The organism is Marinimicrobium locisalis, assembly GCF_039822625.1.
Classification (GTDB): Bacteria; Pseudomonadota; Gammaproteobacteria; order Pseudomonadales; family Cellvibrionaceae; genus Marinimicrobium; species Marinimicrobium locisalis.
Genome location: NZ_JBDLLG010000015.1, coordinates 29818 through 54546, shown reverse-complemented (window position 1 = coordinate 54546; position 24729 = coordinate 29818). Strand labels below are relative to the sequence as shown.

The 24729-nt window shown below is 58.4% G+C and carries 21 protein-coding genes; 11 read left to right on the top strand and 10 right to left on the bottom strand.

Annotated elements, in window-relative coordinates:
• The first annotated feature begins 26 nt into the window (after nt 1-26).
• The 6 genes from AAE514_RS10945 to AAE514_RS10920 all read left to right on the top strand — a co-directional run bounded on the left by AAE514_RS10945 (nt 27) and on the right by AAE514_RS10920 (nt 6372).
• The gene (locus AAE514_RS10945; protein WP_347331577.1) at nt 27-1181 is read left to right on the top strand and encodes a Re/Si-specific NAD(P)(+) transhydrogenase subunit alpha; all 1155 of its coding nucleotides are present in this window, start codon (nt 27-29) and stop codon (nt 1179-1181) included.
• Between the two features lie 10 nt (nt 1182-1191).
• Nucleotides 1192-1476 carry an NAD(P) transhydrogenase subunit alpha part 2 gene (locus AAE514_RS10940; RefSeq protein WP_024462101.1) on the top strand — a complete coding sequence of 95 codons (285 nt, stop codon included), beginning with the start codon at nt 1192-1194 and terminating at the stop codon, nt 1474-1476.
• 12 nt (nt 1477-1488) lie between these two features.
• Complete coding sequence (locus AAE514_RS10935) at nt 1489-2892, top strand: NAD(P)(+) transhydrogenase (Re/Si-specific) subunit beta (protein WP_347331576.1); 1404 nt, start codon at nt 1489-1491, stop codon at nt 2890-2892.
• A gap of 735 nt (nt 2893-3627) precedes the next feature.
• Nucleotides 3628-4518, top strand: coding sequence for a TRAP transporter substrate-binding protein (locus tag AAE514_RS10930; RefSeq protein ID WP_347331631.1), 891 nt, complete (start codon nt 3628-3630; stop codon nt 4516-4518).
• Between the two features lie 16 nt (nt 4519-4534).
• Nucleotides 4535-5032 carry a TRAP transporter small permease gene (locus tag AAE514_RS10925; protein WP_430623896.1) on the top strand — a complete coding sequence of 166 codons (498 nt, stop codon included), beginning with the start codon at nt 4535-4537 and terminating at the stop codon, nt 5030-5032.
• Between the two features lie 38 nt (nt 5033-5070).
• The gene (locus tag AAE514_RS10920; RefSeq protein WP_347331575.1) at nt 5071-6372 is read left to right on the top strand and encodes a TRAP transporter large permease; all 1302 of its coding nucleotides are present in this window, start codon (nt 5071-5073) and stop codon (nt 6370-6372) included.
• Between the two features lie 90 nt (nt 6373-6462).
• On the opposite strand, the gene AAE514_RS10915 is transcribed toward AAE514_RS10920, so the two are convergent.
• The gene (locus AAE514_RS10915) at nt 6463-7398 is read right to left on the bottom strand and encodes a sugar kinase (RefSeq protein ID WP_347331574.1); all 936 of its coding nucleotides are present in this window, start codon (nt 7396-7398) and stop codon (nt 6463-6465) included.
• Nucleotides 7399-7615: 217 nt separating this feature from the next.
• On the opposite strand from AAE514_RS10915, the gene AAE514_RS10910 reads away from it, so the two are divergent.
• On the top strand, nt 7616-9094 hold the full coding sequence (locus AAE514_RS10910; RefSeq protein WP_347331573.1) for a mannitol dehydrogenase family protein: 1479 nt from the start codon (nt 7616-7618) through the stop codon (nt 9092-9094).
• A gap of 119 nt (nt 9095-9213) precedes the next feature.
• On the opposite strand, the gene AAE514_RS10905 is transcribed toward AAE514_RS10910, so the two are convergent.
• From AAE514_RS10905 to glnA, 6 genes are all read right to left on the bottom strand, one after another.
• A complete protein-coding gene (locus AAE514_RS10905) occupies nt 9214-10266 on the bottom strand; it encodes a class I fructose-bisphosphate aldolase (RefSeq protein WP_347331572.1) in 1053 nt (350 codons plus the stop codon).
• Between the two features lie 122 nt (nt 10267-10388).
• Complete coding sequence (locus tag AAE514_RS10900) at nt 10389-11648, bottom strand: 6-phosphofructokinase (protein ID WP_347331571.1); 1260 nt, start codon at nt 11646-11648, stop codon at nt 10389-10391.
• A 378-nt stretch (nt 11649-12026) separates the two neighbouring features.
• Entirely contained in the window at nt 12027-13448 is a 1422-nt protein-coding gene (gene glnG, locus AAE514_RS10895; RefSeq protein ID WP_347331570.1) for a nitrogen regulation protein NR(I), read from the bottom strand.
• On the bottom strand, nt 13435-14508 hold the full coding sequence (gene glnL / locus AAE514_RS10890; protein ID WP_347331569.1) for a nitrogen regulation protein NR(II): 1074 nt from the start codon (nt 14506-14508) through the stop codon (nt 13435-13437). Before glnL ends, glnG begins: the two co-directional genes overlap by 14 nt.
• A 257-nt stretch (nt 14509-14765) precedes the next feature.
• Entirely contained in the window at nt 14766-15296 is a 531-nt protein-coding gene (locus AAE514_RS10885; protein WP_347331568.1) for a DUF4124 domain-containing protein, read from the bottom strand.
• A gap of 222 nt (nt 15297-15518) precedes the next feature.
• Entirely contained in the window at nt 15519-16925 is a 1407-nt protein-coding gene (gene glnA / locus AAE514_RS10880; protein WP_347331567.1) for a glutamate--ammonia ligase, read from the bottom strand.
• A gap of 353 nt (nt 16926-17278) precedes the next feature.
• Between glnA and thiI the strand changes: the two genes are divergently transcribed.
• The 4 genes from thiI to AAE514_RS10860 all read left to right on the top strand — a co-directional run bounded on the left by thiI (nt 17279) and on the right by AAE514_RS10860 (nt 22619).
• Nucleotides 17279-18736, top strand: coding sequence for a tRNA uracil 4-sulfurtransferase ThiI (gene thiI, locus AAE514_RS10875; RefSeq protein WP_347331566.1), 1458 nt, complete (start codon nt 17279-17281; stop codon nt 18734-18736).
• Nucleotides 18711-19217 (top strand): hypothetical protein, encoded by a 507-nt coding sequence (locus AAE514_RS10870; RefSeq protein ID WP_347331565.1) that lies wholly within the window; start codon nt 18711-18713, stop codon nt 19215-19217. The genes thiI and AAE514_RS10870 overlap by 26 nt, the downstream gene beginning before the upstream one ends.
• 187 nt (nt 19218-19404) lie before the next feature.
• Nucleotides 19405-21228, top strand: a complete 1824-nt coding sequence (gene typA, locus AAE514_RS10865) for a translational GTPase TypA (RefSeq protein WP_347331564.1) — start codon at nt 19405-19407, stop codon at nt 21226-21228.
• Nucleotides 21229-21818: 590 nt separating this feature from the next.
• Entirely contained in the window at nt 21819-22619 is an 801-nt protein-coding gene (locus AAE514_RS10860; RefSeq protein WP_347331563.1) for a sulfite exporter TauE/SafE family protein, read from the top strand.
• 22 nt (nt 22620-22641) lie between these two features.
• Here AAE514_RS10860 and AAE514_RS10855 read toward each other — a convergent pair whose 3' ends face one another.
• The 3 genes from AAE514_RS10855 to AAE514_RS10845 all read right to left on the bottom strand — a co-directional run bounded on the left by AAE514_RS10855 (nt 22642) and on the right by AAE514_RS10845 (nt 24709).
• Nucleotides 22642-23322 carry a TrmH family RNA methyltransferase gene (locus AAE514_RS10855; protein ID WP_347331562.1) on the bottom strand — a complete coding sequence of 227 codons (681 nt, stop codon included), beginning with the start codon at nt 23320-23322 and terminating at the stop codon, nt 22642-22644.
• A gap of 74 nt (nt 23323-23396) precedes the next feature.
• Nucleotides 23397-24353, bottom strand: coding sequence for a PA2778 family cysteine peptidase (locus tag AAE514_RS10850; protein WP_347331561.1), 957 nt, complete (start codon nt 24351-24353; stop codon nt 23397-23399).
• Entirely contained in the window at nt 24353-24709 is a 357-nt protein-coding gene (locus AAE514_RS10845) for a PA2779 family protein (RefSeq protein WP_347331560.1), read from the bottom strand. The genes AAE514_RS10850 and AAE514_RS10845 overlap by 1 nt, the downstream gene beginning before the upstream one ends.
• Between the last annotated feature and the right edge of the window lie 20 nt (nt 24710-24729).

Genomic DNA, 24729 nt, shown 5'->3' with positions numbered 1-24729 from the left:
TGTCCATCACTTGAGGGAGACAATTCATGAAAATTGCGATACCCAAAGAGCGTCGCGAGCACGAGCGGCGCGTGGCCGCAACGCCCGAGACGGTCAAGAAACTAATCGCCCTCGGGGCCGAGGTGGCGGTAGAGGCGGGCGCCGGCCTGTCTAGCCGCATTACCGATGAGGCCTATGAGGTCGCTGGTGCCACTGTCGTTAATGATTTAAACGCCTTGCTCGGCGATGCCGACGTGGTGCTCAAAGTCCAGCGCCCGCTGTTGGGCGAAGACAACCAGCCCGATGAGCTTGCCCCCATGAAGAAGGGCGCGCTTCTGATTGCCGGGCTTTCCCCCTATGCCGAACCCGACGCGATCAAACGCTATGCCCAAGCCGGTGTAACGGCCGTGGCCATGGAGTTTGTACCCCGCATTACCCGTGCCCAAAGCATGGATATCCTCAGCTCCCAGAGCAACTTGGCCGGCTACCGGTCAGTGTTGGAAGCGGCTTACATCTACGATCGGGTCATGCCCATGATGATGACCGCCGCCGGCACGGTTGCCCCCGCCCGGGTGATGGTTCTGGGGGCGGGCGTGGCCGGCTTGCAAGCCATTGCCACCGCCAAACGCCTGGGGGCCATTGTCTCGGCCACGGACGTTCGCCCCGCCGCCAAAGAGCAGGTGGAGAGCCTGGGCGGCAAGTTCGTAATGGTCGAAAGCGAAGAGACCAAAGAGGCCGAAACCGCCGGTGGCTACGCCAAGGAAATGAGCGAAGACTACAAGCGCAAACAGGCCGAGCTAGTGGCGGAAACCGTGAAGAAGCAGGACATCGTCATCTGTACCGCCCTGATTCCAGGCCGCAAAGCCCCCACCCTGATCAACGATGAGATGGTGCACAGCATGCGCCAGGGTTCGGTGATCGTGGACCTGGCGGCGGAGCAGGGGGGCAACTGCACCCTGTCCCGGCCCGGCGAAGTGGTGGATGTAAACGGAGTGTCCATTATTGGCCACTACAACATCCCCAGCCGGTTGTCCGCCGATGCCAGTGCGTTGTTCGCCAAGAACCTGCTCAATTACCTGACTCCGTTGGTCGATGCCGAGAGCAAAGCGCTCAAGGTCGACTGGGAGGACGAAATTGTCGCCGCCTCGGTACTTACGCGCGACGGCCAGGTAGTTCATTCCGCTTTCCAGACCGAACAATAAGGGGGCCGTCATGGAAGCCAATTTCATTCAGCAGTTATCCATTTTTGTGCTGGCGATTTTCGTCGGCTACTACGTCGTTTGGAGTGTCACCCCGGCGCTTCACACACCGCTGATGGCCGTTACCAACGCCATCTCCAGTGTGATTATCGTGGGCGCGTTGATCGCCGCCGGCCCCGAGAGCATGAGCCTGTCCAAAGCCCTGGGCTTTGTGGCCATGACGCTGGCCGCGATCAATATCTTCGGTGGCTTTACCGTCACCCAACGCATGCTCGCCATGTACAAGAAGAAAAAATAACCGGGGGAACTTATGACTGAACTACACGCGAATCTGACCTCGCTGGCCTATTTGGTGGCGGCGGTTCTGTTTATCATGGCCCTGCGCGGGCTGTCCTCACCCGAAACCTCCCGCACCGGCAATATCTGCGGGATGCTCGGTATGCTCATCGCCGTGGTCACCACCGTCTTTAGTCCGGAAGTACAATCCTACGGGTGGATTATCGCCGCTCTGATCCTGGGCGCCGTGATCGGCATAACCATCGCCAAACGCATTGCCATGACCGCCATGCCGCAATTGGTGGCCGCCTTCCACAGTCTGGTGGGCATGGCGGCGGTGCTGGTCGCCGGCGCGGCCTTTACCAACCCGGGGGCCTTCGGCCTGGTCGGCCCGGCGGGGGATATCTTTGTCGCCAGCCGCATTGAAATGGCTCTGGGTGCGGTGATCGGCGCCATCACTTTCTCCGGCTCGATCATTGCCTTCACCAAGCTGCAAGGGCTGGTCTCCGGTGCGCCGGTTTCCTTCGGTGGGCAACATTACCTCAATGCCCTGTTCGGCTTGGTAATCCTTGGTTTGCTGGTGTACTTTTGCATCGACCAGCAGCCCTGGATCTTCTGGAGCATGACCGCCCTGGCGTTCATCATCGGGGTGCTGATCATCATCCCCATTGGCGGCGCCGACATGCCGGTGGTGGTTTCGATGCTCAACTCCTACTCCGGTTGGGCCGCGGCGGGCATCGGCTTCACACTGAAGAACGATGCATTGATCGTGACCGGTGCACTGGTGGGTTCTTCCGGTGCCATCCTGTCGTACATCATGTGCAAGGGCATGAACCGCTCCTTCTTCAGCGTGATCCTGGGTGGCTTTGGCGGCGACACTTCCGCGGGCCCAGCCGGCGCGGCGGACGACCGGCCGGTGAAGCAGGGCAGCGCGGAAGATGCGGCCTTTATTATGAAGAACGCCGGTTCGGTCATCATCATTCCCGGTTACGGAATGGCGGTGGCTCAGGCTCAGCACGCTTTACGTGAAATGTGCGATGAACTGAAGCAGGCGGGCGTCACCGTAAAGTATGCGATTCATCCGGTGGCGGGCCGCATGCCCGGCCATATGAATGTGCTGTTGGCGGAGGCAAACGTGCCTTACGATGAGGTGTTTGAGCTGGAGGATATTAACAGTGAGTTCCAGACGACGGATGTGGCGTTTGTCATCGGCGCGAACGATGTAACCAACCCGTCGGCGAAGAGTGACCCGGCGAGCCCGATTTACGGTATGCCGATTTTGGATGTGGAGAAGGCCAAGACGGTGTTGTTTGTGAAGCGTGGTATGTCTCCGGGTTATGCGGGCGTGCAAAATGAGTTGTTCTACCGGGACAATACGATGATGCTTTTCGGGGACGCCAAGAAAATGGTTGAGACGATTCTTCGTAACCTCGATTAGCGATTGGTGGTCTCTCCGCTTCGGGAGCGGGTGCGGGGCATACCGGTTCAAGACACGCCGTAAAACCATGACGTGAAGGGATTCACTAATGCCGCGATGGCATGGATGCCAAGGAGCGGCCCCTGGGGGCTCGAATCGCGAGTCCCTCGCTCCACGGTCGTGAACCGGTATGCCCCGCACCCTCTGGCCGTATGGTAGAGGTAACACGAGATGCGCTAGCGTTGGCCTTTAGAGAGGCTGAACGCTTTTTGCCAAGCGTAGGATGGATAAGGGACACAGTCCCGCATCCACCAATTGTACTTTTACAGGGCGCAGAGACGTATGTGGCAAAGAAAGATGTCTGCGGAAATCCAGGACTTTGGTTTTCATAGAACCTGCGGGTTGAATTAGCGTGAAGCTTGCACCGAACTAGGGGCGGCACGGGGTATAGGGTGGCTGGACCGTGGAGCGCGGGATTCGCGATTCGAGCCCCCAGGGACGGGTTAACGGCGTGTCCAGCCACCCTATACCCCGTGCCGACCCGGAGCTTACGGAGCTCCAACAAAAAACCTTCCGTTGAGAGAGCGAAAGGCAAGCTGTAGGATAGTCAACACGACAATAAGTGAGACAGTTCTTATGTATAAGATACGACATAATAAACCGTACAGCGGGAAAGTTTGGCAACGACTACTCGCCGGAGCGGCGGTTGTGGCCCTGCTTGTGGGTTGTGACGCCGTCGTCGACGACACCGTCTACATGAAAATGGGGCACGACCTCGACCGCACTACACCGGTACACAAAGCCATGGTCCACATGGCCGAGCGGCTCGACGAACTCTCCGACGGCACCGTCCAGCTCGACGTCTACTCCAACGGCCAACTCGGCTCCGAACGAGAGCTCATCGAACTACTCCAAATCGGCAGCCTGGCCATGACCAAAGTCTCCGCCAGCCCCATGGAAAGCTTCGTGCCGGAAATGAAAATCTTCAGCATTCCCTACGTCTTCCGTGATCACGAGCACTTCTGGGAGTTTCTCAATAGCGAGGCTGGCACCGGCATGCTCCAGTCCGGCGCCAGTGTCGGGCTACGCGGGTTGGGGTACTACGACGCCGGGAGCCGCAGCTTTTACACCGTCAACCGGCAAGTCGAAACCCCCGAAGACCTAAAAGGAATGAAAATTCGCGTGCAGCAGAGCCAAACCTCCATGAAAATGGTGCGCGCGCTGGGGGGCTCACCCACCCCCGTCTCCTGGGGCGAACTGTACACCGCCCTCTCTCAAGGGGTGGTCGACGGTGCCGAGAATAACCCGCCCAGCTTCTTTATCTCCAAGCACTACGAAGTGGCCAAGTTCTACTCACTCAACGAACACACCTACGTGCCCGACGTGGTACTGATCAGCAACTACGTGTGGAACAGCTTGAATGAGCAGCAGCAGGCCTGGCTGCAACAGGCCATGGATGAGTCCGTCACGTACCAGAAAAAACTCTGGGCCGAAGCGACCGAGCACGCCCTGGAAGAAGTGCAAAAGGCCGGTGTCGAAGTGGTTTATCCGGACAAAGAGCCGTTTATGAAACGAGTAGAACCCATGCACGAAGAGCTGCGCGGTGACCCCGTGTACGAGCTTCTGCAACAGATTAAATCCATGTGAGCGTGGGAGTTGACCGATGACGACTGTAATGAGAATAATTGATCGCGCCCTCGCCCGGGTGCTGATGGTTCTGATGGCGCTAATGGTGATCGACGTCACCTGGCAGGTGATTACCCGTTTTATTTTATCCGAGCCCAGTTCCCTAACCGAAGAGCTTGCCCGCTTCCTGCTGGTGTGGATCGGGCTTCTGGGCGCGGCCTACGCCTTTCGGGTACGGGCGCACTTGGGGCTGGACATTGTGACCTCTAACCTGTCGCGTAAAGCGCAGGTCAAAACCGAAATACTGATTAACCTTCTGTGTTTTGCCTTCGCCGCCAGTGTCATGGTCGTGGGTGGTTTTAAGCTCATGATGCTGACGCTTGAGCTGAATCAACTCTCCCCGGCATTGCAAATCCCCATGGGCTACATCTACAGCGTGGTCCCCATCAGTGGGGTTCTGATTTGCCTCTTCGCCATTGATCATATTCGATTGCGCGAAATTCCGGGCGCCAACGAAGACCTCCCCGTCGATTAACGCTGAAATAGAGAACAAATAAGAGAGGCAAAACCCCTATGGAACTGTCTATTGTCGTGTTGGTGCTCAGCTTCGTTGTGTTGCTGTTTCTCAATGTGCCCATCGCCATCAGCATTGGTATAGCCACCTTGCTGACCATGCTATTTACCATTGACTTTATGCCCGCGGTCATGACCTTGGCGCAACGCATGGCGGGGGGCATTAACAGCTTTGCGCTGCTGGCCATCCCCTTCTTTATCTTATCCGGCATTCTTATGGGGCAGGGGGGGATCGCCCACCGCTTGATAGAGTTTGCCAAGGTCTTCTTCGGCATGTTGCCGGGGGGGCTGGCGTTTGTGAACGTCATCAGTTGTACCCTGTTCGGCGCCATTTCCGGCTCAGCGGTGGCGGCTACCTCAGCGGTCGGCGGTTTTATGGTGCCGGCCATGACCAAAGAGGGCTACGACCGGGGTTTCAGCGGCGCGGTCACCGTGACCGCTTCCACCACCGGCCTGCTCATTCCACCGAGCAACGTATTGATTGTTTATTCCCTGGCCAGTGGCGGCGTCTCCATTGCGGCCTTGTTTATTGCCGGGTACATTCCCGGTCTGCTGCTTATGGCCGGGTTAATGACCGTCTGCGCAGTCTGGGCGAAGTTGAAGGGTTACCCGGTGGGCGACCGAATTCCGCTGCGCGATGCCGTGCGCAAAACCATTGATGCCATTCCCAGCTTGCTGCTGATTATTATCGTCATTGGCGGGATTGTAGCGGGCTTCTTTACCGCCACCGAGGCGAGCGTTATTGCGGTGCTCTATGCTCTGGTTTTGTCGATGCTTGTCTATAGGGAGGTTAAGGTCAAAGAGCTTCCCGCTATACTGGTGAAGTCGGTGGAAACCACGGCGATTGTGATGTTGCTTATCGGCACCTCCACCGCTATGTCTTGGGTAATGTCCTATGAGAATATCCCCCAGACCATTAGCGATGCGTTGATTGCGTTGAGCGACAACCCGTATGTGATACTTCTGACTATTAACTTCATTCTGCTGGTGGTCGGTATCTTTATGGATATGACACCGGCGGTGCTGATCTTTACCCCGATTTTCCTGCCGGTGGTGACTGAGCTGGGCATGTCACCGCTTCACTTCGGGATTATGATTGTACTGAACTTGTGTATTGGCCTCTGTACCCCTCCGGTGGGCAGCGTGCTATTTGTCGGTTGTGGTATCGCGAAAACCACGATCTCCAAGATGTTCAAGCCATTGCTGCCCCTTTATGCAGCGATGTTTGTGGTCTTGCTGCTGGTCACTTATGTGCCGGCGCTGAGTGAGGCTCTGCCGCGCTTCTTTGGGTTGTATGAATGAGGGGGAATGAATAAAAAGGCGGCCTAAAGGCCGCCTTTTGAGTAGCAAGAGCAAGTAGCAGTCTAGGTGGGCTCGCAGCCAAGCAAGGTGTTAGCGGTCGAGGTGTTGTTCAAACAGCGCTTTTTCAATAACGCCGCCGCGATGCTGAATGACGATACGCGCACAGCGGGTACCGTTCGCCGCGGAGTCTTCCGGGGATGCCCCTTCCAAGCGGGCGGCCAGGTAGCCGGCGTTAAAGGTGTCACCCGCGCCGGTGGTATCGACGACGTTGTCCACCTTGGGAACCGGAACGCGACTCTCGTGGCCGTCGACAATCAGTATGGTTTCTTCGGCGCCGCGCTTAAGCACCAGTTCTGGCACTTCGGCGCAGCGCTTCTTGCAACCTTCGACGGAGCCATCGCCCCACAGTAGCTGCTCGTCGTCCAGCGTCAACAAGGCGATGTCGGTCAGCGTCAACATGGTGCGCATGGCTTTCTGAGCTTGTTTTGCTTCGCTCCAGAGGCGGGGGCGATAATTGCTGTCGAAAACGATCTTAACGCCCTTTTGGCGTAGGTTCTTTAAGGCATCGAACAGGCTGGAGCGGGCGGCCTCGCTCATAATCGCCAAGGTGATACCGCTCAGGTACACCGCATCGAAGGCTTGCAGCTGCTGATACAATTGCACGCTGTCATTGGGGTCGGAGAAGAGCTCCCGTGCGGGCGCTTCCCCGCGCCAGTAAAAAAATTCGCGCTCGCCATCCGGTGTGTTGCGAATAATATAGAGCCCGGGGGCACGGCCGGGGACGCGGGTGATCATTCCGGTGCCGATGCTTTCTTCCTGCATCCGCTGAATGATCTGATCGCTGTAGGGGTCGTCACCCAGGCGGGTAACGTAGTCGGTCTGCAGACCCAGACGAGCCATGTAAACCGAGGTGTTGTAGGTATCGCCGGCAAAGGAGAGCGCCTTGATTTCGCGAGTCTCTTCCTGAGCCGTGGGGTAGGGCGACAGTTCCACCATCACTTCGCCGACTGCTGCTATACGTGCCATAAGAACGTGCCTGTGGGTCGATATCGAGTGTTAGAAACGAGAAAGCCGCGCTGGGCTCGTATAATGGTTATTAGGCGGCTTATAAAAGTAGTGAACAGAAAATATACCACCGTGAGGGAGTGATTGCCAATTGAGAGTCCGCCGTCCAAAGCCGGCAAGTCGACCGGTGGTGGGCGTGAAACCTGTGAGTATCAACCGAGAAAAAAAGAGTGATGTTATGAAACGTTTAAGCAATGAAACCCTGAGTCAGCTGCCGAGCAAGGTGCAAACGCCGCGTTACGATCGGTCGACCTTGAAAGCTGGCATTGTGCACCTGGGTATTGGTGCCTTCCATCGCGCCCACCAAGCCTTCTATACCGAGGCCGTGCTCAATCAGTTCGGTGGGGATTGGGGTATTGTCGGCTGTAGCCTGCGTTCTGCCGGCGTGCGCGATCAGTTGGCTCCCCAGGACGGCCTCTACACTCTGGTGGAGCGCTCCAGTGACAGCGAAAAATTTCAGGTTATTGGGGCCGTGCGCAATGTAATGGTCGGGCCCGAAGACCCGGCCGCGTTGGTAGCGACCATGGCCGATCCGGACATCAAGATAGTCTCCCTGACCGTGACCGAAAAGGGCTACTGCCATGACCCGGCGACGGGGGATTTGAACCTGGACAACCCGGACATCCGCCACGACTTGGAGAACCTGCACGCGCCCAAGTCCGCCATTGGCTACTTGGCGGCCGCCTTGAAGGCGAGAATGGACGCCGGTGTGCCCAGCTTCACGGCGTTAAGCTGTGACAACCTGCCGAATAACGGCCAGGTACTGGAGAAAGCGCTGCACCAGTTTGCCGAAAAGGTCGCCCCCGACTTTGCCCAGTGGGTGAAAACCAACACGACCTTTCCCTGCACCATGATCGATCGCATTGTGCCGGCGACCACCGATGAAGATCGCGCTCATGTGGAGAGCGTTCTGGGCGTGAGGGACGAGGGCACGGTGCTCACCGAGCCGTTTACCCAATGGGTGATCGAAGACAAGTTTGCCAACGGCCGGCCCCAGTGGGAAGAGGTGGGAGCCCAGTTGGTGGATGAGGTGGAAGTGTTTGAGAAAATCAAACTTCGCCTTCTCAACGGAGCGCACTCCACCATTGCTTATGCGGGTTACCTGGCGGGCTTCGAGTACGTGAGCGAAGTGATGGCCGAGCCGGCGTTCGTTAAGATGGTGGAAACCTACCACGCCAGGGAAGCGGGGGAAACCGTTGCGGCTCCAGAAGGCTTTGATATCGAGTTCTATAAAGAGCAGCTGCGCGACCGCTTTCGCAACAAGTCGCTAAAACATCGCACGTGGCAGATTGCCATGGACGGTTCTCAGAAGCTGCCTCAGCGGCTGTTGCATACCTTGCGTGAACAGCTGGATGGCCCCGGGCACATTGATATTATTACTTTAGGCGTTGCGGCGTGGATTCGTTATGTTTCTGGCGTGGATGAAAAGGGCCAGCCGATTGATGTATCGGACCCCCTGGCACAAACCCTGCGCGAAGCCTGCGACTCTGCTAAGGGCAATCCCGCGGCCATGGTCAAGGCAGTGGTCGGTATCAAAGAAGTGTTTGGCTATGATCTCTTCTCTGAGCCTCGCTTTGTCGAGTCCACTGTTGCCTGGCTTGAAGCCTTTTATGAGAAGGGCGTGCTGGCCACAATTCGGGAGCACTTTGGGGCGTAGCGGGCATGGCCGGAGCGAACCTGTCGCTCGTTCCGGCCAACGACAACCGCAAGGCGCTCTCCTTAGAAGGCCGGGCCTGAGTAAGCCCGGCCCACTAGCCGGCTGCTTTTAGAGACCCGCTAGGCGATGGTGATATCCCGGTTCAAGTACACATCCTGAACGGCATGCAGCAGCTCAACTCCCTCCTTCATCGGTCGCTGGAAGGCTTTGCGCCCGGATATTAACCCCATGCCCCCGGCGCGCTTGTTAATCACCGCGGCTCGCACCGCTTGCGAAAGGTCATCCGAGCCGTTGGAGGGGCCTCCCGAGTTGATTAAACCGATGCGGCCCATGTAACAGTTGGCGACTTGGTAGCGCACTAGGTCAATAGGGTGGGCGCTGCAAAGGTCACTGTAGACTTTTGAGTGAGTCTTGCCCACCTTGATAGCGTTAAAGCCGCCGTTATTTTCCGCCACCTTTTGTTTGATAATGTCTGCCTTGATCGTCACGCCCAAATGGTTCGCCTGGCCAGTTAGGTCCGCAGCGGTGTGGTAATCCACCCCCTCCTGTTTGAAGTCACTGTTGCGCAAGTAGGTCCACAAGATGGTGGTCATCCCCAGCTCGTGAGCTTGCTCAAAGGCGACGCTGATTTCCCGCAGTTGGCGGCGCGATTCCTCCGAGCCGAAATAGATGGTAGCGCCAATGGCGACGGCGCCCATGTCGTGAGCCTGTTTAACCTGCCCGAACAATGTTTGGTCGTGGCGGGAAGGGAAGACCAGCGCGTCGTTGTGATTGAGCTTTACCACGAACGGAATCCTGTGGGCGTACTGTCGGGCGATTGAGCTTAAGGCCCCCATGGTCGACACAATGGCATTGCAGCCGCCCTCCATTGCGAGCTGGACAATGTTTTCGGGGTCGAAGTAAGCGGGATTGTGGGCAAATGACGCTCCCGCTGAATGCTCGATGCCTTGATCCACTGGCAGAATGGACAGGTAGCCAGTGTGTCCAAGGCGGCCATGATTGAGTAGCTGTTGATAACTTCGCAGGACCGGGATGGGACGATCGGTTTGGCCCAGGGTGGTGCTGACGTAGTCGGCTCCGGGTAGCGTGAGTTGTTCGGTGGTTATTTTTTCGCAACGATGAGTTAGCAGACTGTCCGCTTCCTCACCGAGCAGTTGGGCGATATCTTTCATACTTCTGGTCTCTCGGTTGGTTGATGATGCGCATTGAAATGCGTCTATCGTGTTGGCCGCCTTCGGTTGGGATGCTCTCACCCACCCCGTTTAAAACTGAATGCGGCCAGCATGGCTGGAAATTACAGGTGGTTGAACTCAGGACACTTTTTGGGAATGATGGCCTTCTCCAGCAATCGGTATTCTGGAAGGCCATCGCGGTAGGGGGGATACGCCTCCCCCTTGATTAGGGGCAACAGGTAGCGGCGCGCGCTGTCGGTAATTTCAAAACCGTTGTCACTGATGTAGTGTCGAGGCAGGGTACGCTCAATGTTGGCAACCTGGGCGAGCGGCGTCCGGCCTATGTGCCAGCGGTAAGGGTTATCGGATTCGCGTACGATCACCGGCATTACCGCATTTTCCCCGTTTACGGCCAGGCGAACGGCCGCCCGGCCGAGTTCGAAGGCTTGGTCAACATCGGTTTTCGAGGCGATATGACGGGCCGAGCGCTGCAGGTAATCACATACCGCCCAGTGGCACTTATAGCCCCTGTATTCTCTAATTTTGCGGGCGATGATGGGGGCTACGCCGCCCAATTGGGCATGACCGAACGCGTCGGTGCTTCCTGTAACGGAGAGAAACTTGCCCTCCGCATCCTTGGCCCCTTCGGAAACGGCAATCATACAGAAACCTCGCTCCTTAACGGTGTGCTCGACTTCGGCCAGAAAGCGGGTTTCGTCCAGAGGGATTTCGGGAAAGAGAATAATGTCAGGCCCGAGCCCACGCTCATCGCGAGCGAGGCCCGCCGAAGCCGCCACCCAACCGGCGTGCCGCCCCATCACCTCCATGACAAACACCTTGGTGGAAGTCCGATGCATTGAGGCCACATCGAAGGAGGCCTCCAGCATGGAGACGGCGGTGTACTTGGCCACGGAGCCAAAACCGGGGCAGCAGTCGGTGACCGGGAGGTCGTTGTCCATGGTTTTGGGTACACCGATGCAGGTGATGGGAAAGCCCAGCTCTGCGGACAGTTGGGAGACTTTGTGTGCGGTGTCCTGGGAGTCGCCCCCACCGTTGTAAAAAAAGTAACGAATGTCATGAGCCCTGAATACTTCGACAAGTCGCTCGTACTGCCGGCGGTGCTCCTTCAGGGATTTAAGTTTGTAACGGCAGGACCCAAACGCGCCGGCAGGCGTGTACCGCAAGGCCTTGAGGTTCTCTGGCGACTCTGCGCTGATATCAATCAGCTCTTCGGTGAGGGCCCCCAGAATGCCGTCGCGTCCGGCATAGAGCCTGCCGATGGTTTTGGGGTGGGCGTTGGCTTCGGCAATCACACCGGCCGCCGAGGCGTTGATCACGGCGGTGACGCCGCCGGACTGAGCATAGAATGCGTTGTGTGGCATGGTTTATTCCTTTGGTTGATAAACGGCCGGATAGGGGCCGTGGTCTCTCGTCTCTCATTTCTTTAATCGGGCTCGGTTCTTTGGTGCGTTTCTAAACGCATTGGTATGACAGAATGTCGCGGCGTCTTTATGCGCCTTGAGGCATTCTTAAGCAGCCCTGATCGCTGGTATTGAACCCGCTTTGGTTGGGTTTGAATCACATTGCCGATGAGGTGATCGTTTTTTGAAGGGAGAGTTTTTGTTGTTAGGGAAAGAAATCTTAGCACAGGCCAGCGTCCTTGCAATGGCTGTTTTAAGCGTAACCGTTACCATGGTTTGGCACGAAATCGGTGGCTTGGATGAGTACCGTTTACAGTTGTACGATAATATCTAGGCGCATTACTCCGCCTCTTCGACACCGTTCATGTCGAGCTCTTTGAGTTTGCGCGTTAAGGTGTTGCGCCCCCAGCCGAGTAGGTTGGCCGCATCGCGTTTGCGACCGGCGGTGTATTTCAAGGCGGTTTCGATGAGTGCGCGTTCGAAGGTGGGCACCGCTTCGCTCAGCAACTGGTGGTGGCCTCGGGCGAGCGCCTGGTCCGCCCAGTGGCGCAGGGCTTTTTCCCAGTCATCGGCCGGAGCGCGGTCTTCTTTGTCGCTGAGCAGCTCCGGCGGTAAATCTTCAATGTGAACCTCCCTTCCAGAGGCCATAACGGTAATCCAGCGGCAGGTGTTTTCCAACTGGCGAACATTGCCGGGCCAGGACATCGAGCAGAAAAACTCTTCGGTTTCCGGCAGCAGGATCTTGGTGTCTACATCGAGTTCGCCCGCCGCTTTTTGCAGAAAAAATTTCGCCAGTTTGGGAATATCTTCACGGCGGTCCGCCAGTTTCGGGATGTGAATTCGGATCACGTTCAGTCGGTGAAATAAGTCTTCACGGAAACGGCCGTCGGTCACTAGGGATTCCAGGTTTTGATGGGTGGCGGCGATAATACGCACGTCTACCTTAACGGGGGTGTGGCCGCCGACCCGGTAGAATTCTCCGTCCGCCAGCACCCGCAGCAGCCGGGTTTGGGTTTCGGCGGGCATGTCCCCGATTTCATCCAGGAACAGAGTGCCGCCATTGGCTTGTTCAAACCGGCCGTGACGCTGGGCGGCCGCTCCGGTAAAGGCCCCCTTTTCGTGCCCGAACAGCTCGGACTCCATTAAATCTTTCGGAATGGCGGCCATGTTCAGGGCGATAAAAGGCTCCTCCCGCCGGGGGCTGTGCCGGTGCAGGGCATGGGCCACCAGTTCCTTACCGGTACCGGACTGGCCGTTAATCAGTACCGTGATGTTGGATTGCGAGAGTCGGCCAATGGCCCGGAAAACCTCCTGCATCGCCGGGGCTTCACCAATAATTTCGGTGTTGACCTCTACCTTTTCCGCGGCATCGCCCTCGCTTCTTTGTTCCTGGGCGTGAGCCAGGGCCCGCTGTGTGACCGCGACGGCCTCATCTACGTCGAAGGGTTTGGGTAGATACTCAAAGGCCCCGCCCTGGTAAGCGGCCACGGCGCTGTCGAGATCGGAGTGGGCGGTCATGATGATAATGGGAATGTCCGGGTACTGCGCGTGCAGGTCTTTAAGCAGAGCCAGTCCGTCGATACCGGGCATCCGAATATCGCTGATAATGGCATCCGGGGTTTCGCGCCCGAGTTGGCTGACGGCACTGTCGCCGGACTCAAACGTGCGGGCTTCGATACCGGCCCCTTGCAAGGCTTTCTCAAGCACCCAACGGATGGATCGGTCGTCGTCGATTATCCAGACTCGGTTAGGCTTGTGCATGTTGTGCTTCCATTGGTAGATAAAGTGAAAAGCGGGTTTGCCCCGACTCACTGTCGCATTCGATCAGCCCCTGATGTTGATGGATCAGGTGCTGGGAGATGGTCAGACCGAGGCCAGTGCCATCGGCTCGACCGGAAATCATGGGGTAGAAAATATTTTGGACAATGTCCTCGGGAATGCCCGGGCCGTTGTCGATGATGTCGATTCGGCACACCAAAGGGTGATGTCGCCGCCCGATGGTGTAGCGGCGTTGAATCCGCGTGATCAGACGAAGCTCCGGATCGGCGGTGTTGTGCTCCAGGAGCGCCTGCATGGCATTGCGGGCGATGTTCAGGAACGCCTGAATCAGTTGCTCCTTGTCGGCCTCCAGGTCCGGAATGCTTGGGTCGTAGTCCCGGCATATTCGAATGCTGCCGCGGCTTTCCGCCTTAATAATGGTCGCGACGCGTTCCAGCACTTCGTGAATATTCAATGCTTGGCGCTGGGGCAGCTGGTTGGGCCCCAGCATCCGATCGACCAGATTGCGCAGGCGGTCCGCCTCGTCAATGATCACCCCGGTGTACTCTTGCAGGTCGCTGCCCGGGAGCTCCCGCGCCAGCAACTGGGCGGCACCCCGAATGCCACCGAGGGGGTTTTTAATTTCGTGAGCCATGCCGCGGACCAGGTTGCGGGTGGTTTCCTGGGAGGAGGTCAGCATTTCCTCGCGGCTGATTTTAAGCAGGCGGTCGATGGGTTGGATTTCAATGACCAGACCGCCCTCGTCCCCAAAGGGGGTGACGGTGTAGTCCACCGTAATCTGCCCCCCGGTCAATAGCTGCCACTCGGCGTGGCGCTTGGTGTAATGGTTGGCCTGCTCGGCGGCGGTCCGTAGTTGCTCGGGCGTATCGGTGGATTCATAGAAAAACTGCGTGAAGGGCTCTCCCATGGTGCGCTCGGAACTGACCGCCAACAGCGCCTCGGCAGCGGGGTTCATGTGCCGCAACCGCAGTTCACTGTCCACCAGTATGATGGCGGTGCTCAGGCTGTCGAGCAGCGGTTTGTGGAGTTCTCCGTTGTTCACTCAGTGGGGCTCCCAATTCAACGTGAATGAAGGGGGGCAGCGATCCGCCATGGTGCACTGCCTTGAAATACGCCCTTACAGGTTTGGTTTATGCAAAAAGCAATCCAACTAGAGAAGGCGCGGAACGCCCATTATTGGGCGCTTTCAGAGGGGAGTGTAGGGGAGATAGTCCGGCAACGCACCAAAATGGTGCTTATGGCGTCATCCGCCGCGTCCGGCGCCTTCTATCGGTGCGCCATGGTGGGATTTGCCGCCGGTCAATTCAGGATGGAAGGGCGGTGCACATAAATGGTGATGGTTTCGGTTTCCCGCAGCACATCGCCATTCTGATCGACAATTTCTGCGCGAATTTGGTGGGCTCCGCGAAATATCTCCTCCACCACGTATTCGTTGGATTGGGTTTCTGCCAGCAGTTCACCGTCCATATAGAACGCAAAGGCGTGGCCTGCCGCGAGGCCCGGGCTGGCATTGAGCACAATGGGAAGGTCCCGCTGACCGGGTGGGACGCTGGCTTCCGGGGCCGGACTGGCCAGGCTCAGCGAGTACTCGATGGTCTCCCTATCCTCTTGCCCGCTAGCGCGCCTCTGGTTGGCGGTGCGATTGCTGGGGCGCTGTTCGGGGAGGGTATTCACCGGTGGCAGGGTTTCGGCCTCCTCCGAGCGAGCGTCTTCGGGGGGCTGGTCCGAGTAGGATACGTTGCCCTCTTCATCCACGCTCTTGTAGATGGCCTGCCCCAGCGCTGGTGAGGCAAGCGACAACAGCAGGGTACCGATAGCAATAGGGTTCATAGTCGCTTCTCAAAAGGGTTCACCCAAAGTGTAATCCCTACATTGGATAAAACAAAAGCCCGCTCGGTTCCCCGAGCGGGCTTTTGGTCGGTGGCCGGTCAAGACCGGCCACCTCTAGCGCTTAAAGTGCCTACCGCGTTCATAACGCTAGCGACTACGGTACAGCGGCCTTTAGCCGCTAGCGCCTGCGGCGGTTTTTAGCAACTAGCGCCCGCGGCGATGTTAACAACTATAGTACAGCTCAAACTCGACCGGGTGCGGGGTCATGTTCAGACGCTCGATCTCTTCGCGCTTCAACTCGATGAAGGCGTCGATCACATCGTCAGTGAACACACCACCGGCTTTCAAGAAGTCGCGGTCTTCGTCCAGGGCGTCCAGAGCCTGCTCCAGGCTGGAAGCCACGGTCGGGATCGCCTTGCCTTCTTCCGGCGGCAGGTCGTACAGGTTCTTATCGGCGGGGTCGCCGGGGTGAATCTTGTTCTGTACACCGTCCAGGCCGGCCATCAGCAGGGCGGCAAACGACAGGTAGGGGTTGGCGGTCGGATCGGGGAAGCGAGTCTCGATACGACGGGCCTTATCGCTGTTCACGTACGGAATACGGATAGAGGCGGAGCGGTTGCGGGCCGAGTAAGCCAGCATGACCGGCGCTTCAAAACCCGGCACCAAACGCTTGTAAGAGTTGGTGGAGGAGTTGCAGAAGGCGTTCAGGGCACGGGCGTGCTTGATGATGCCGCCGATGTAGTACAGAGCGGTTTCGCTCATGCCGGCATAACCGTCACCGGCGAACTGGTTCTTGCCGTCTTTGGAGAAAGACTGGTGTACGTGCATGCCGGAACCGTTGTCCCCGATGAGCGGCTTGGGCATGAAAGTGGCGGTTTGGCCGAAGGCGTGAGCCACGTTGTGAACACAGTACTTCAGAATCTGAACTTCGTCCGCTTTCTTCACCAGGGTGTTGGCGCCGACGCCGATTTCACACTGGCCGGCCGTGGCCACTTCGTGGTGGTGAACTTCAATGGTCAGGCCCATGGCTTCCATGGCGTCGCACATGGCGCCGCGCAGGTCGTTCAGGGAGTCGACCGGAGGTACCGGGAAGTAGCCGCCCTTCACGCCCGGACGGTGACCGGTGTTGCTGCCTTCGTAGCTCTCGCTGGAAGACCAGGCCGCTTCTTCGGAGTTGATCTTGTAGAAGGCGCCGCCCATGGTGGCGTTCCACTGTACGCTGTCAAAAACGAAGAACTCGGGCTCCGGGCCAAACAGCGCGGTGTCGCCCAGACCGGTGGACTTCAGATATTCTTCGGCGCGCAGCCCGATGGAGCGCGGGTCGCGGTCGTAGCCCTGCATGGTGGTGGGCTCGACGATGTTACAGCGAATGATCACGGTGGGGCTGTCGGAGAACGGGTCCATAATCGCGGTTTCGTCATCCGGCATCAAAATCATGTCGGAATCGTTGATGCCTTTCCAGCCATTGATGGATGAGCCGTCAAACATCTTGCCTTCTTCAAAGAAGTCTTCGTCCAGGTCGTGAGCCGGGATGGTAACGTGCTGCTCTTTACCGCGAGTGTCGGTGAAGCGCATGTCGACCCAGCGTGCTTCGTGCTCTTTGATCAGGTCCAGTGTTTTTTTAGACATTGAATGCCTCCAATTGGTAATAGCCCGAGGGCTACGGATAAGAAAACCGGTGCATTAAACCTTGTTTTAACGCCGTCGGCTACATCGGCATCGGCTTATGCGCGTGTCGCCAGCGTTTGTGTGCAAAAAGAGGGCAAGATGTATGCCATTTTGTGCAGAAGCCGCCAGCCGCTGCTCTAAAGGGCGCCAAGGTGAGGGAGGTGCACCAAGTTGGCCATGTCCTCGCTCTAAAGTGGTGCATGTAAAGTGGGGTTTGCACTGATTTGGTGCATCCCTGTTTTTGTTTGCGACCGCCGCTTGTTTTATACTGCGCGCCTTTTCTCGCAAGCCGAACCCGTTAACAGTAGGCGCTCATGCATTTTATCGTCAAGGTCTTTCCCGAAATCATCATCAAAAGCCCGCCGGTGCGCAAACGCTTTATCAAGCAGTTGCGCGATAATCTGCGTCGGCTTCTGCAACCCCTCTCCGACGAGATTCACGTCAAGCGCGACTGGGAAAAGGTCGAAGTGCAGGCTCCTCCGGGCGATGAGGCGCTGAGCCGGCAGGTGGCGGACGTGCTGGCACGAACCCCCGGCATCGACGCCTATGCGCTGGTTCAGGCCTACCCGCTGGGCGATCTCGATGACATATTGGCCAAGGCCAGGGCGCACTGGGCCGAGGCGCTGGCCGGCAAGACGTTCTGTGTTCGGGTCAAGCGAAGCGGCAATCACGACTTCAGCTCCACGGAAGTGGAGCGCTATGTCGGTGGTGGCCTGCTAAAGCAAACCGAGGCGGCCGGCGTGAACCTGCACACACCGGATATTACCGTGAAGCTGGAGGTCAAGCGCAAGTGGCTGTACGTGGTGACTCACCAGGAACGAGGGCTGGGAGGTTACCCCCTGGGCGCCCAGAGCGATGCGGTGCTCTCGCTGGTTTCCGGTGGCTTTGACTCCATTGTGGCAAGTTACCTGACCATGAAGCGGGGCATGCGCACTCATTTCTGCTTCTTCAGTCTGGGTGGGCGCGCCCATGAGATGGCGGTGAAAGAGGTGTCCTACTACCTATGGCAAAAGTACGGGGCCTCCCATAACGTCCAGTTCGTGACGGTGCCCTTCGAGGGCGTGGTGGCCGAGATTCTGGAGAAGGTGAACAACGCCTACATGGGGGTAATCCTCAAGCGGATGATGCTGAGAGCGGCGAGCCGTGTGGCCGAGGAGCTCAACCTGCACGCGCTGGTGACCGGGGAGAGCGTGGCTCAGGTCTCCAGTCAGACCATTCCCAACCTCAGTGCCATCGACCGGGCCACGGACACCCTGGTGCTTCGGCCGCTGGTGACCATGGACAAGCGGGACATCATCCAGCTTTCCCGCCAAATTGGCACTGAAACCTACTCCGCCAATGTCCCCGAGTACTGTGGGGTGATTTCGGTCAAGCCCACTACGGCCGCCAGGCTGTACCGGGTGGAAGCCGAAGAGGAACGGTTTGATTCGAGCGTCCTTGAGCAGGCGATCGCCGAACGACAAGTGACGCCCATCCACCAGCTGGTGGATGCCGGCGAGGAAGAGCCAGAGGTGCCGATAGAAGCCGAGGTAGGGGAAGGCGCGGTGGTGATTGATATCCGCCACCCGGACGAAATCGCGCTCAAGCCGCTGGCGTTGCCTGAGGAAAGTCTGCTACAAATACCCTTTTTCCGGTTGAATGCCCAGTACCCGAGCCTTGATGACTCCCGGCGCTATTTGCTGTACTGCGAAAAGGGTGTGATGAGCCAGCTGCACGCGGCTCACCTGAGCGATGCCGGGTACCGTAATGTTGGTGTCTACCGACCGGCTTGATGCCGATGTGAAGGAGAAGGTCATGTCCCGCGAACCCTCCTCTGGCCAGAAATGGGGGCTGGTTGGTATCTCTTTATTGGTGGTGCTGTTGTCGGTCGGCTCCACCTTGTACCTTACGGGTACGCCCAAGGGGTTCTGGGGCGACGACGGCCCGCCGCGGGAGGCGCGCTACAAGCACATCACCCTGACTGATGCCGAAATGGCCTGTACCAAGCACGCTCGGGAGGTGTTCGGAGAACGATTGACCCACCTGCGGGTGGACCGCTTCTCCAGCCGGTTTGATAAAGCCGAGGGCCTGTTCAAGGTATTTATGGAGGCGGATATCTACCCCAGCGAGGCTCGAGAGCGCGTGGCTCGCGATACCTTCATTAACTGCTTCACCGCCACTGACGCGCCCGAGATCAAGCTCTTTCAATATGCCAAGGATGGGGGTCAATTCATCGCCCCGGGAGAGGAGGAAAAGGGCATGTTCGGGTTGTAATACCGGCCAGGCGAATGCTCGAAAGTGGGGCGTTACCACCTGAAAAGCCAACCCTGGGCATTTCGTTGCGTTTTTTTGCACTTTATTTGCGGTTTTGCGGTTATTTCCCGCATTTATCATTTCTGTGTAGCCCTTAGGCGGGTATAATGCCCGCCTTTTTCCAGAGTCCTCCCCCCTGAGAGTTTTCATGACAGACCAATCCGCTATTCAGAATTTGCGTAACATCGCTATTATCGCCCACGTCGACCACGGCAAGACCACGCTGGTCGACAAACTGCTGTCCCAATCCGGCACTTTGGACCGACGCAGTGAGGGTGCCGAGCGCGTTATGGACTCCAACGACCAGGAGAAAGAGCGCGGCATTACCATTTTGGCAAAAAATACCGCGATCAAGTGGGGGGAATACCGCATCAACATCGTGGACACCCCCGGACACGCCGACTTCGGTGGTGAAGTAGAGCGGGTCCTGTCCATGGTGGACTCGGTGCTGCTGCTGGTGGATGCCGTGGACGGCCCCATGCCCCAGACCCGCTTTGTGACCAGCAAGGCTTTCGAGAAAGGCCTGCACCCGATTGTGGTGATCAATAAGGTTGACCGCCCCGGTGCCCGTCCGGACTGGGTGGTGGACCAGGTGTTTGACCTGTTTGACACCCTGGGTGCCACCGACGAGCAGCTCGACTTCCCGATAATTTACGCCTCGGCCCTGAATGGGGTTTCCGGGATGGAGGCGGACGATCTGGCGGAGGACATGACCCCGCTGTTCCAGATGATCGTGGATAACGTTAAGGCGCCGGATGTGGACATCGAGGGCGACTTCCAGATGCAGGTTTCCGCTCTGGACTTCAACAGCTATGTGGGGGTGATCGGTATCGGCCGCATCACTCGCGGTAGCCTTTCCCCCAACCAGCAAGTCATAGTGGCTCGGCCCGACGGGAAAACCCGCAAGGCTAAAGTCCTACAGGTGATGGGTTATCACGGCCTGGACCGGGTGGACACCAATCGTGCCACCGCCGGCGACATTGTTTGTATTACCGGTATCGACGGCCTGGATATCTCCGACACCCTGTGCAGCCCGGAAAATGTTGACCCGCTGCCCGCGCTGAGCGTGGACGAGCCCACCGTGAGCATGACCTTCCAGGTCAATGATTCGCCCTTCGCCGGTAAGGAAGGCAAGTACGTCACCTCGCGCAACATCCGCGAGCGCCTGGACCAGGAGCTGATTCACAACGTGGCCCTGCGGGTGCGCCAGGGCGACAGCCCGGACAAGTTCGTGGTCTCCGGTCGCGGCGAGCTGCACTTGTCGGTTTTGATTGAGAACATGCGTCGCGAGGGCTTTGAGCTGGGCGTCTCCCGCCCGGAGGTCATCCAGCGCGAAGTGGACGGCAAGATTGAAGAGCCGTACGAGCAGGTGGTGATTGATGTGGAAGAGCAGCACCAGGGCTCGGTGATGGAAGAGTTGGGTCTGCGCAAGGCGGAAATGACGAATATGGAGCCGGACGGCAAGGGTCGGGTGAAGTTGGAGTTCATGGTGCCTTCGCGCGGTCTGATCGGTTTCCGGGGGCAGTTTCTGACGCTCACGTCCGGTTCGGGCATCATGACGAGTGTTTTTGATCACTACGGTCCGGTGAAGGCTGGCGAGGATCACAAGCGCCAGAATGGTGTGCTGGTGTCGATGGTCAAGGGGAAGACCTTGGCTTATGGCTTGTTCCCGTTGCAGGACCGTGGCCGTCTGTTTGTCGATTCGGGTGTTGAGGTCTATGAAGGCCAGATCGTGGGTTTGCATTCGCGCAATAATGACTTGGTGGTAAACCCGACCAAGGCGAAGCAGCTGACGAACGTGCGGGCTTCGGGTACGGATGAGAATTTGAATCTGTCTCCACCCGTTCGTCACACGCTGGAGCAGGCGCTGGAGTTTATTGAGGATGATGAGCTGGTGGAAGTCACCCCCCAGAGCATCCGCCTGCGCAAAAAGCACCTAACCGAAAACGAGCGTAAGCGGGCTAAAAAGTAAGGTCCGTTGCTGGTTTAAGTTCGGCGCGAGCAGGGCTTACCGGTTGGGGACCCGTCGTGAACCCGTCCCTGGGGGCTTCTCATCGGCATCCATGCCTCAGAGAGTCCCCAACCGGTAAGCCCTGCTCACGTCTACGTGCCAGCGAATCAACTGTCCCTCTTTCGTAGGGTACGGTAAGGCGCTAGCCGCCACCTACCAAAAATACCCGTGAATTTCCCGCATCGTCATCCGCCGCCATGGTGGGTGCGCTTCGCTTACCGCACCCTACGTTCATAGATACAAAAGGCGCTTCGCTGGCACTTAGGGCGGGAGTGGGGTATAGCCATGGGAGACTCTCTGACGCCTACATGGATGTAGGTGTTAGGGCGGCGACGCAGGATGCCAAAGCCGAGGCATGGATGCCGATGAGAAGCCTACAGGGATGTATTTACGGCGGGTCTCCCATGGATACATTCACTCCCGGCCGGACCTTCCAAAGAACGAACACCCAGCGCCCACCTTTGAATCTCCCCCTACACCCGATATAGTTCCCGCACAGAGGCCATCTTTCGTGGTCAACCGTATATGAACCCTACCGGAGCAATAGACGAATGGACCTGTGGTGGCTATCGGCATTTGTTTTACTGGGCGCCGTGACCGGCCTGGTCGCTGGCCTATTCGGCATCGGTGGGGGCGGGCTCATGGTGCCGGTGCTGACCCTACTGTTCGCCGCCAACACCTTCCCCGACAACCACCTCGTCCACCTCGCCCTGGGCACCTCCATGGCAGCCATCGTACCCACCGCCATCGCCAGCTTGCGGGCCCACCACGGCCACAAAGCCGTACTCTGGCCCGTGGTGGCACGGCTCGCCCCCGGCGTCCTCCTCGGCACCTTTGCGGCGACCTTCCTGGCCTCCTCCCTATCCTCCGAACCCCTGGCCATCTTCTTCTCAGTCTTTATGGCCTACGTCGCTCTGCAAATGATCCTGAACCGAAAACCCAAACCCTCCCGGCAATTGCCGAGCACCCCCGCACTGATCGCCACCGGCACGGGTATCGGCGGCGTCTCTGCTTTGGTGGCCATTGGGGGCGGCACGCTCACCGTGCCGTTTCTGACCTGGTGTAACGTGCGCCTCCCCGTCGCCATCGGTACCTCGGCGGCGGTGGGGCTGCCCATCGCTCTGGCCGGGGCAGTGGGCTACGTGGTTAACGGTTGGGGCGCGCCCGGCCTGCCCGGCTATACGCTCGGTTATGTCTACTGGCCGGCGGTGTTGGCGATTGCCAGTACGAGTTACTTCACCGCGCCGGTGGGGGCACGCTTGGCGCACCGCCTTCCGGTGGCGTGGCTCAAGCGCTTGTTCGCAGTGCTATTGGTGGGCTTGTCGCTGGAGATGCTTCGCACGGTGTTGTGAATGCGGAGGGGTTAAGCGTTCCCTACTTGGGGCTGCGATAGCGTGGGTCGGCGGGCGGAATCATATCGCCATCGTCGTCCATATCCGGAAACGGTAGTTTGTGTTTCTCGCAGTAGCGCACCATTTGGGGGTGCATCCAGCGGAACAGGATCTCTCTGATCTCGGGGTCGTTCTCGTCGATTTCCCGGTCATACTGGCCATTCTGCTGCCGTTGATGCAACGCTTCCTGCAGAATAATCGCCGCCGCCACACTGACGTTGTAGCTCTCCACCATACCAATAATCGGAATGGTGACATGAGCGTCGGCGTGCTCGGCGGCGTAGTCACTCAGCCCTTCTTTCTCGGCCCCCATGATTAGCGCAAACGGCTGGGTGTAATCCACGTCGCGGTAGTGAACGGCCCGCTCGGACCAGTGGGCGGCCACAAGTTTCAAACCGCGCTGGCGCAATACGTTCATGCCGGTCTGGATATCGGGGTGTACGGCTGTACCGGTGAACCGGCCGCTGCCGCCGGCGGTGTGGTGGTAGACGAGCCGACCGCGATGAGGCTGGACCATGTGGATTTCGGGCATGCCCACGGCGTCGGCGGTGCGCAACATGGCGGAGATATTTTGCGCTTTGTGTACTTCGTCGGTCAGCAGGGTCATGTCGTGCTGACGCTGACGAAGCACTTGTTTGAATTTTTCGAATCGGGCGCGAGACATAATTAAAAATAGGCATCGGTTAACGGCCGGGCATTATAGCAGCACGCTTAAACCCAGGGGCCGATTCTGCGGTGCTACAAATCCGATGCGGCCGCTTCGAGAGTCTTAACCGCTTGACCGAAGCGGGGGTGCTCCGGGGCCAGGGCCTGGGCCTCGGCACTGGCTCGCCGGGCCTGTTCAATTTCACCGAGGTGTAGCAGCGCCCAGGCGAGGTTGTAGTGGGCGGCGGGTAGTTGGGGAGCCACCTTCACCGCTTGGCGAAACTGGGCCGCGGCCTCAATGTAATCTTCAGTTTGGAAGGCGATATTGCCCAGCCCCAAGTAGCTGGCGGGGTTGTCGGGCCAGCGTTTCGCGGCGGTCCTATACCCCTTGGCGGCGGGGTGCCAGCGCTCTTGTTGCTCCAGGGGGACGACGGCTTGCAGGTAGCGGGGGGCCGTGGCGGTAGCGGGGGTTTCCCCCGGGGGCGTTACCACTAGGGCCCAGTAGTCGCCCATTTGCCAAGTGCGCTCAAACCGGTGCCAGGAGAGTGTCTGCCGCTGCTCTTTGCCCGAACGCAGAAAAATGTTTTTGTTATGGGTATCGAAACCAATGACCACTGCGTAATGCCATTGGGGCCAGCGCGGCAGTTTTAGGTTTTGCAGTACCAGCACCGGGTTGCCAGCCCGAAGCTCGCGAAACAAGTGCTCCATTCGGGGTTCGAGCACATAGGGGACTCGACCGGCGCGGCGCGTGGCGGCCACTAACTCGGTTTGCAAGCTACCCCGTCGACCGGGGAGGTAAATTTGTTCAGCCAACCTGTCGGGCGTGGCCTGGGCCACGCCGCTGGTTTGCAGCACGGTGGCTAACGCCGCAGGACCGCACTGGTAGGCGGTTTGAGGGTAGAAGGGCGTGTCGGAGAGGACCACTTGGCGAGCTTCGCCGTCCTTGGGGGGCTCCAGCTCGGGGTACTGGAGCGGCGCTGTGGCGCAACCGGTGCCCAGTAGCACCGTCAGCGCCAGCAGCCAAAGCCAGCGGCAACTCCGAGCGGGCATTAGGTCAGAAGAATGATAATAATCAGAACCAGCAGCAGAGTCGTTACGCCGCCGTCACCCCCGGCAATGGCTTGGTCCAGGCCGGTCTGCAGCTCCAGCACTTCCGCATCGGTCATGGCGGCGACTCGTTCTTGGGCCTGCTCGGCATCCACTCCGTAGTGTTCCAGTTGAGCTCGCACCTCTTTCCGGTCCAGCGTTTCGAGCAGCTGTTCACGTTCGGCGGCCAGCGTTTGTTCAGAGACCACCTCCTCGGTGCTGACGATGCCCGCCTGCGCATGGAGCGGGGCCACCACGCAGAGAAGCAATGCGAACAGTGAAACAAAGACAGTGCGACGGGGTGAAAAAACGGTGTCCATCAGTAACTCCTTGCAAAGCG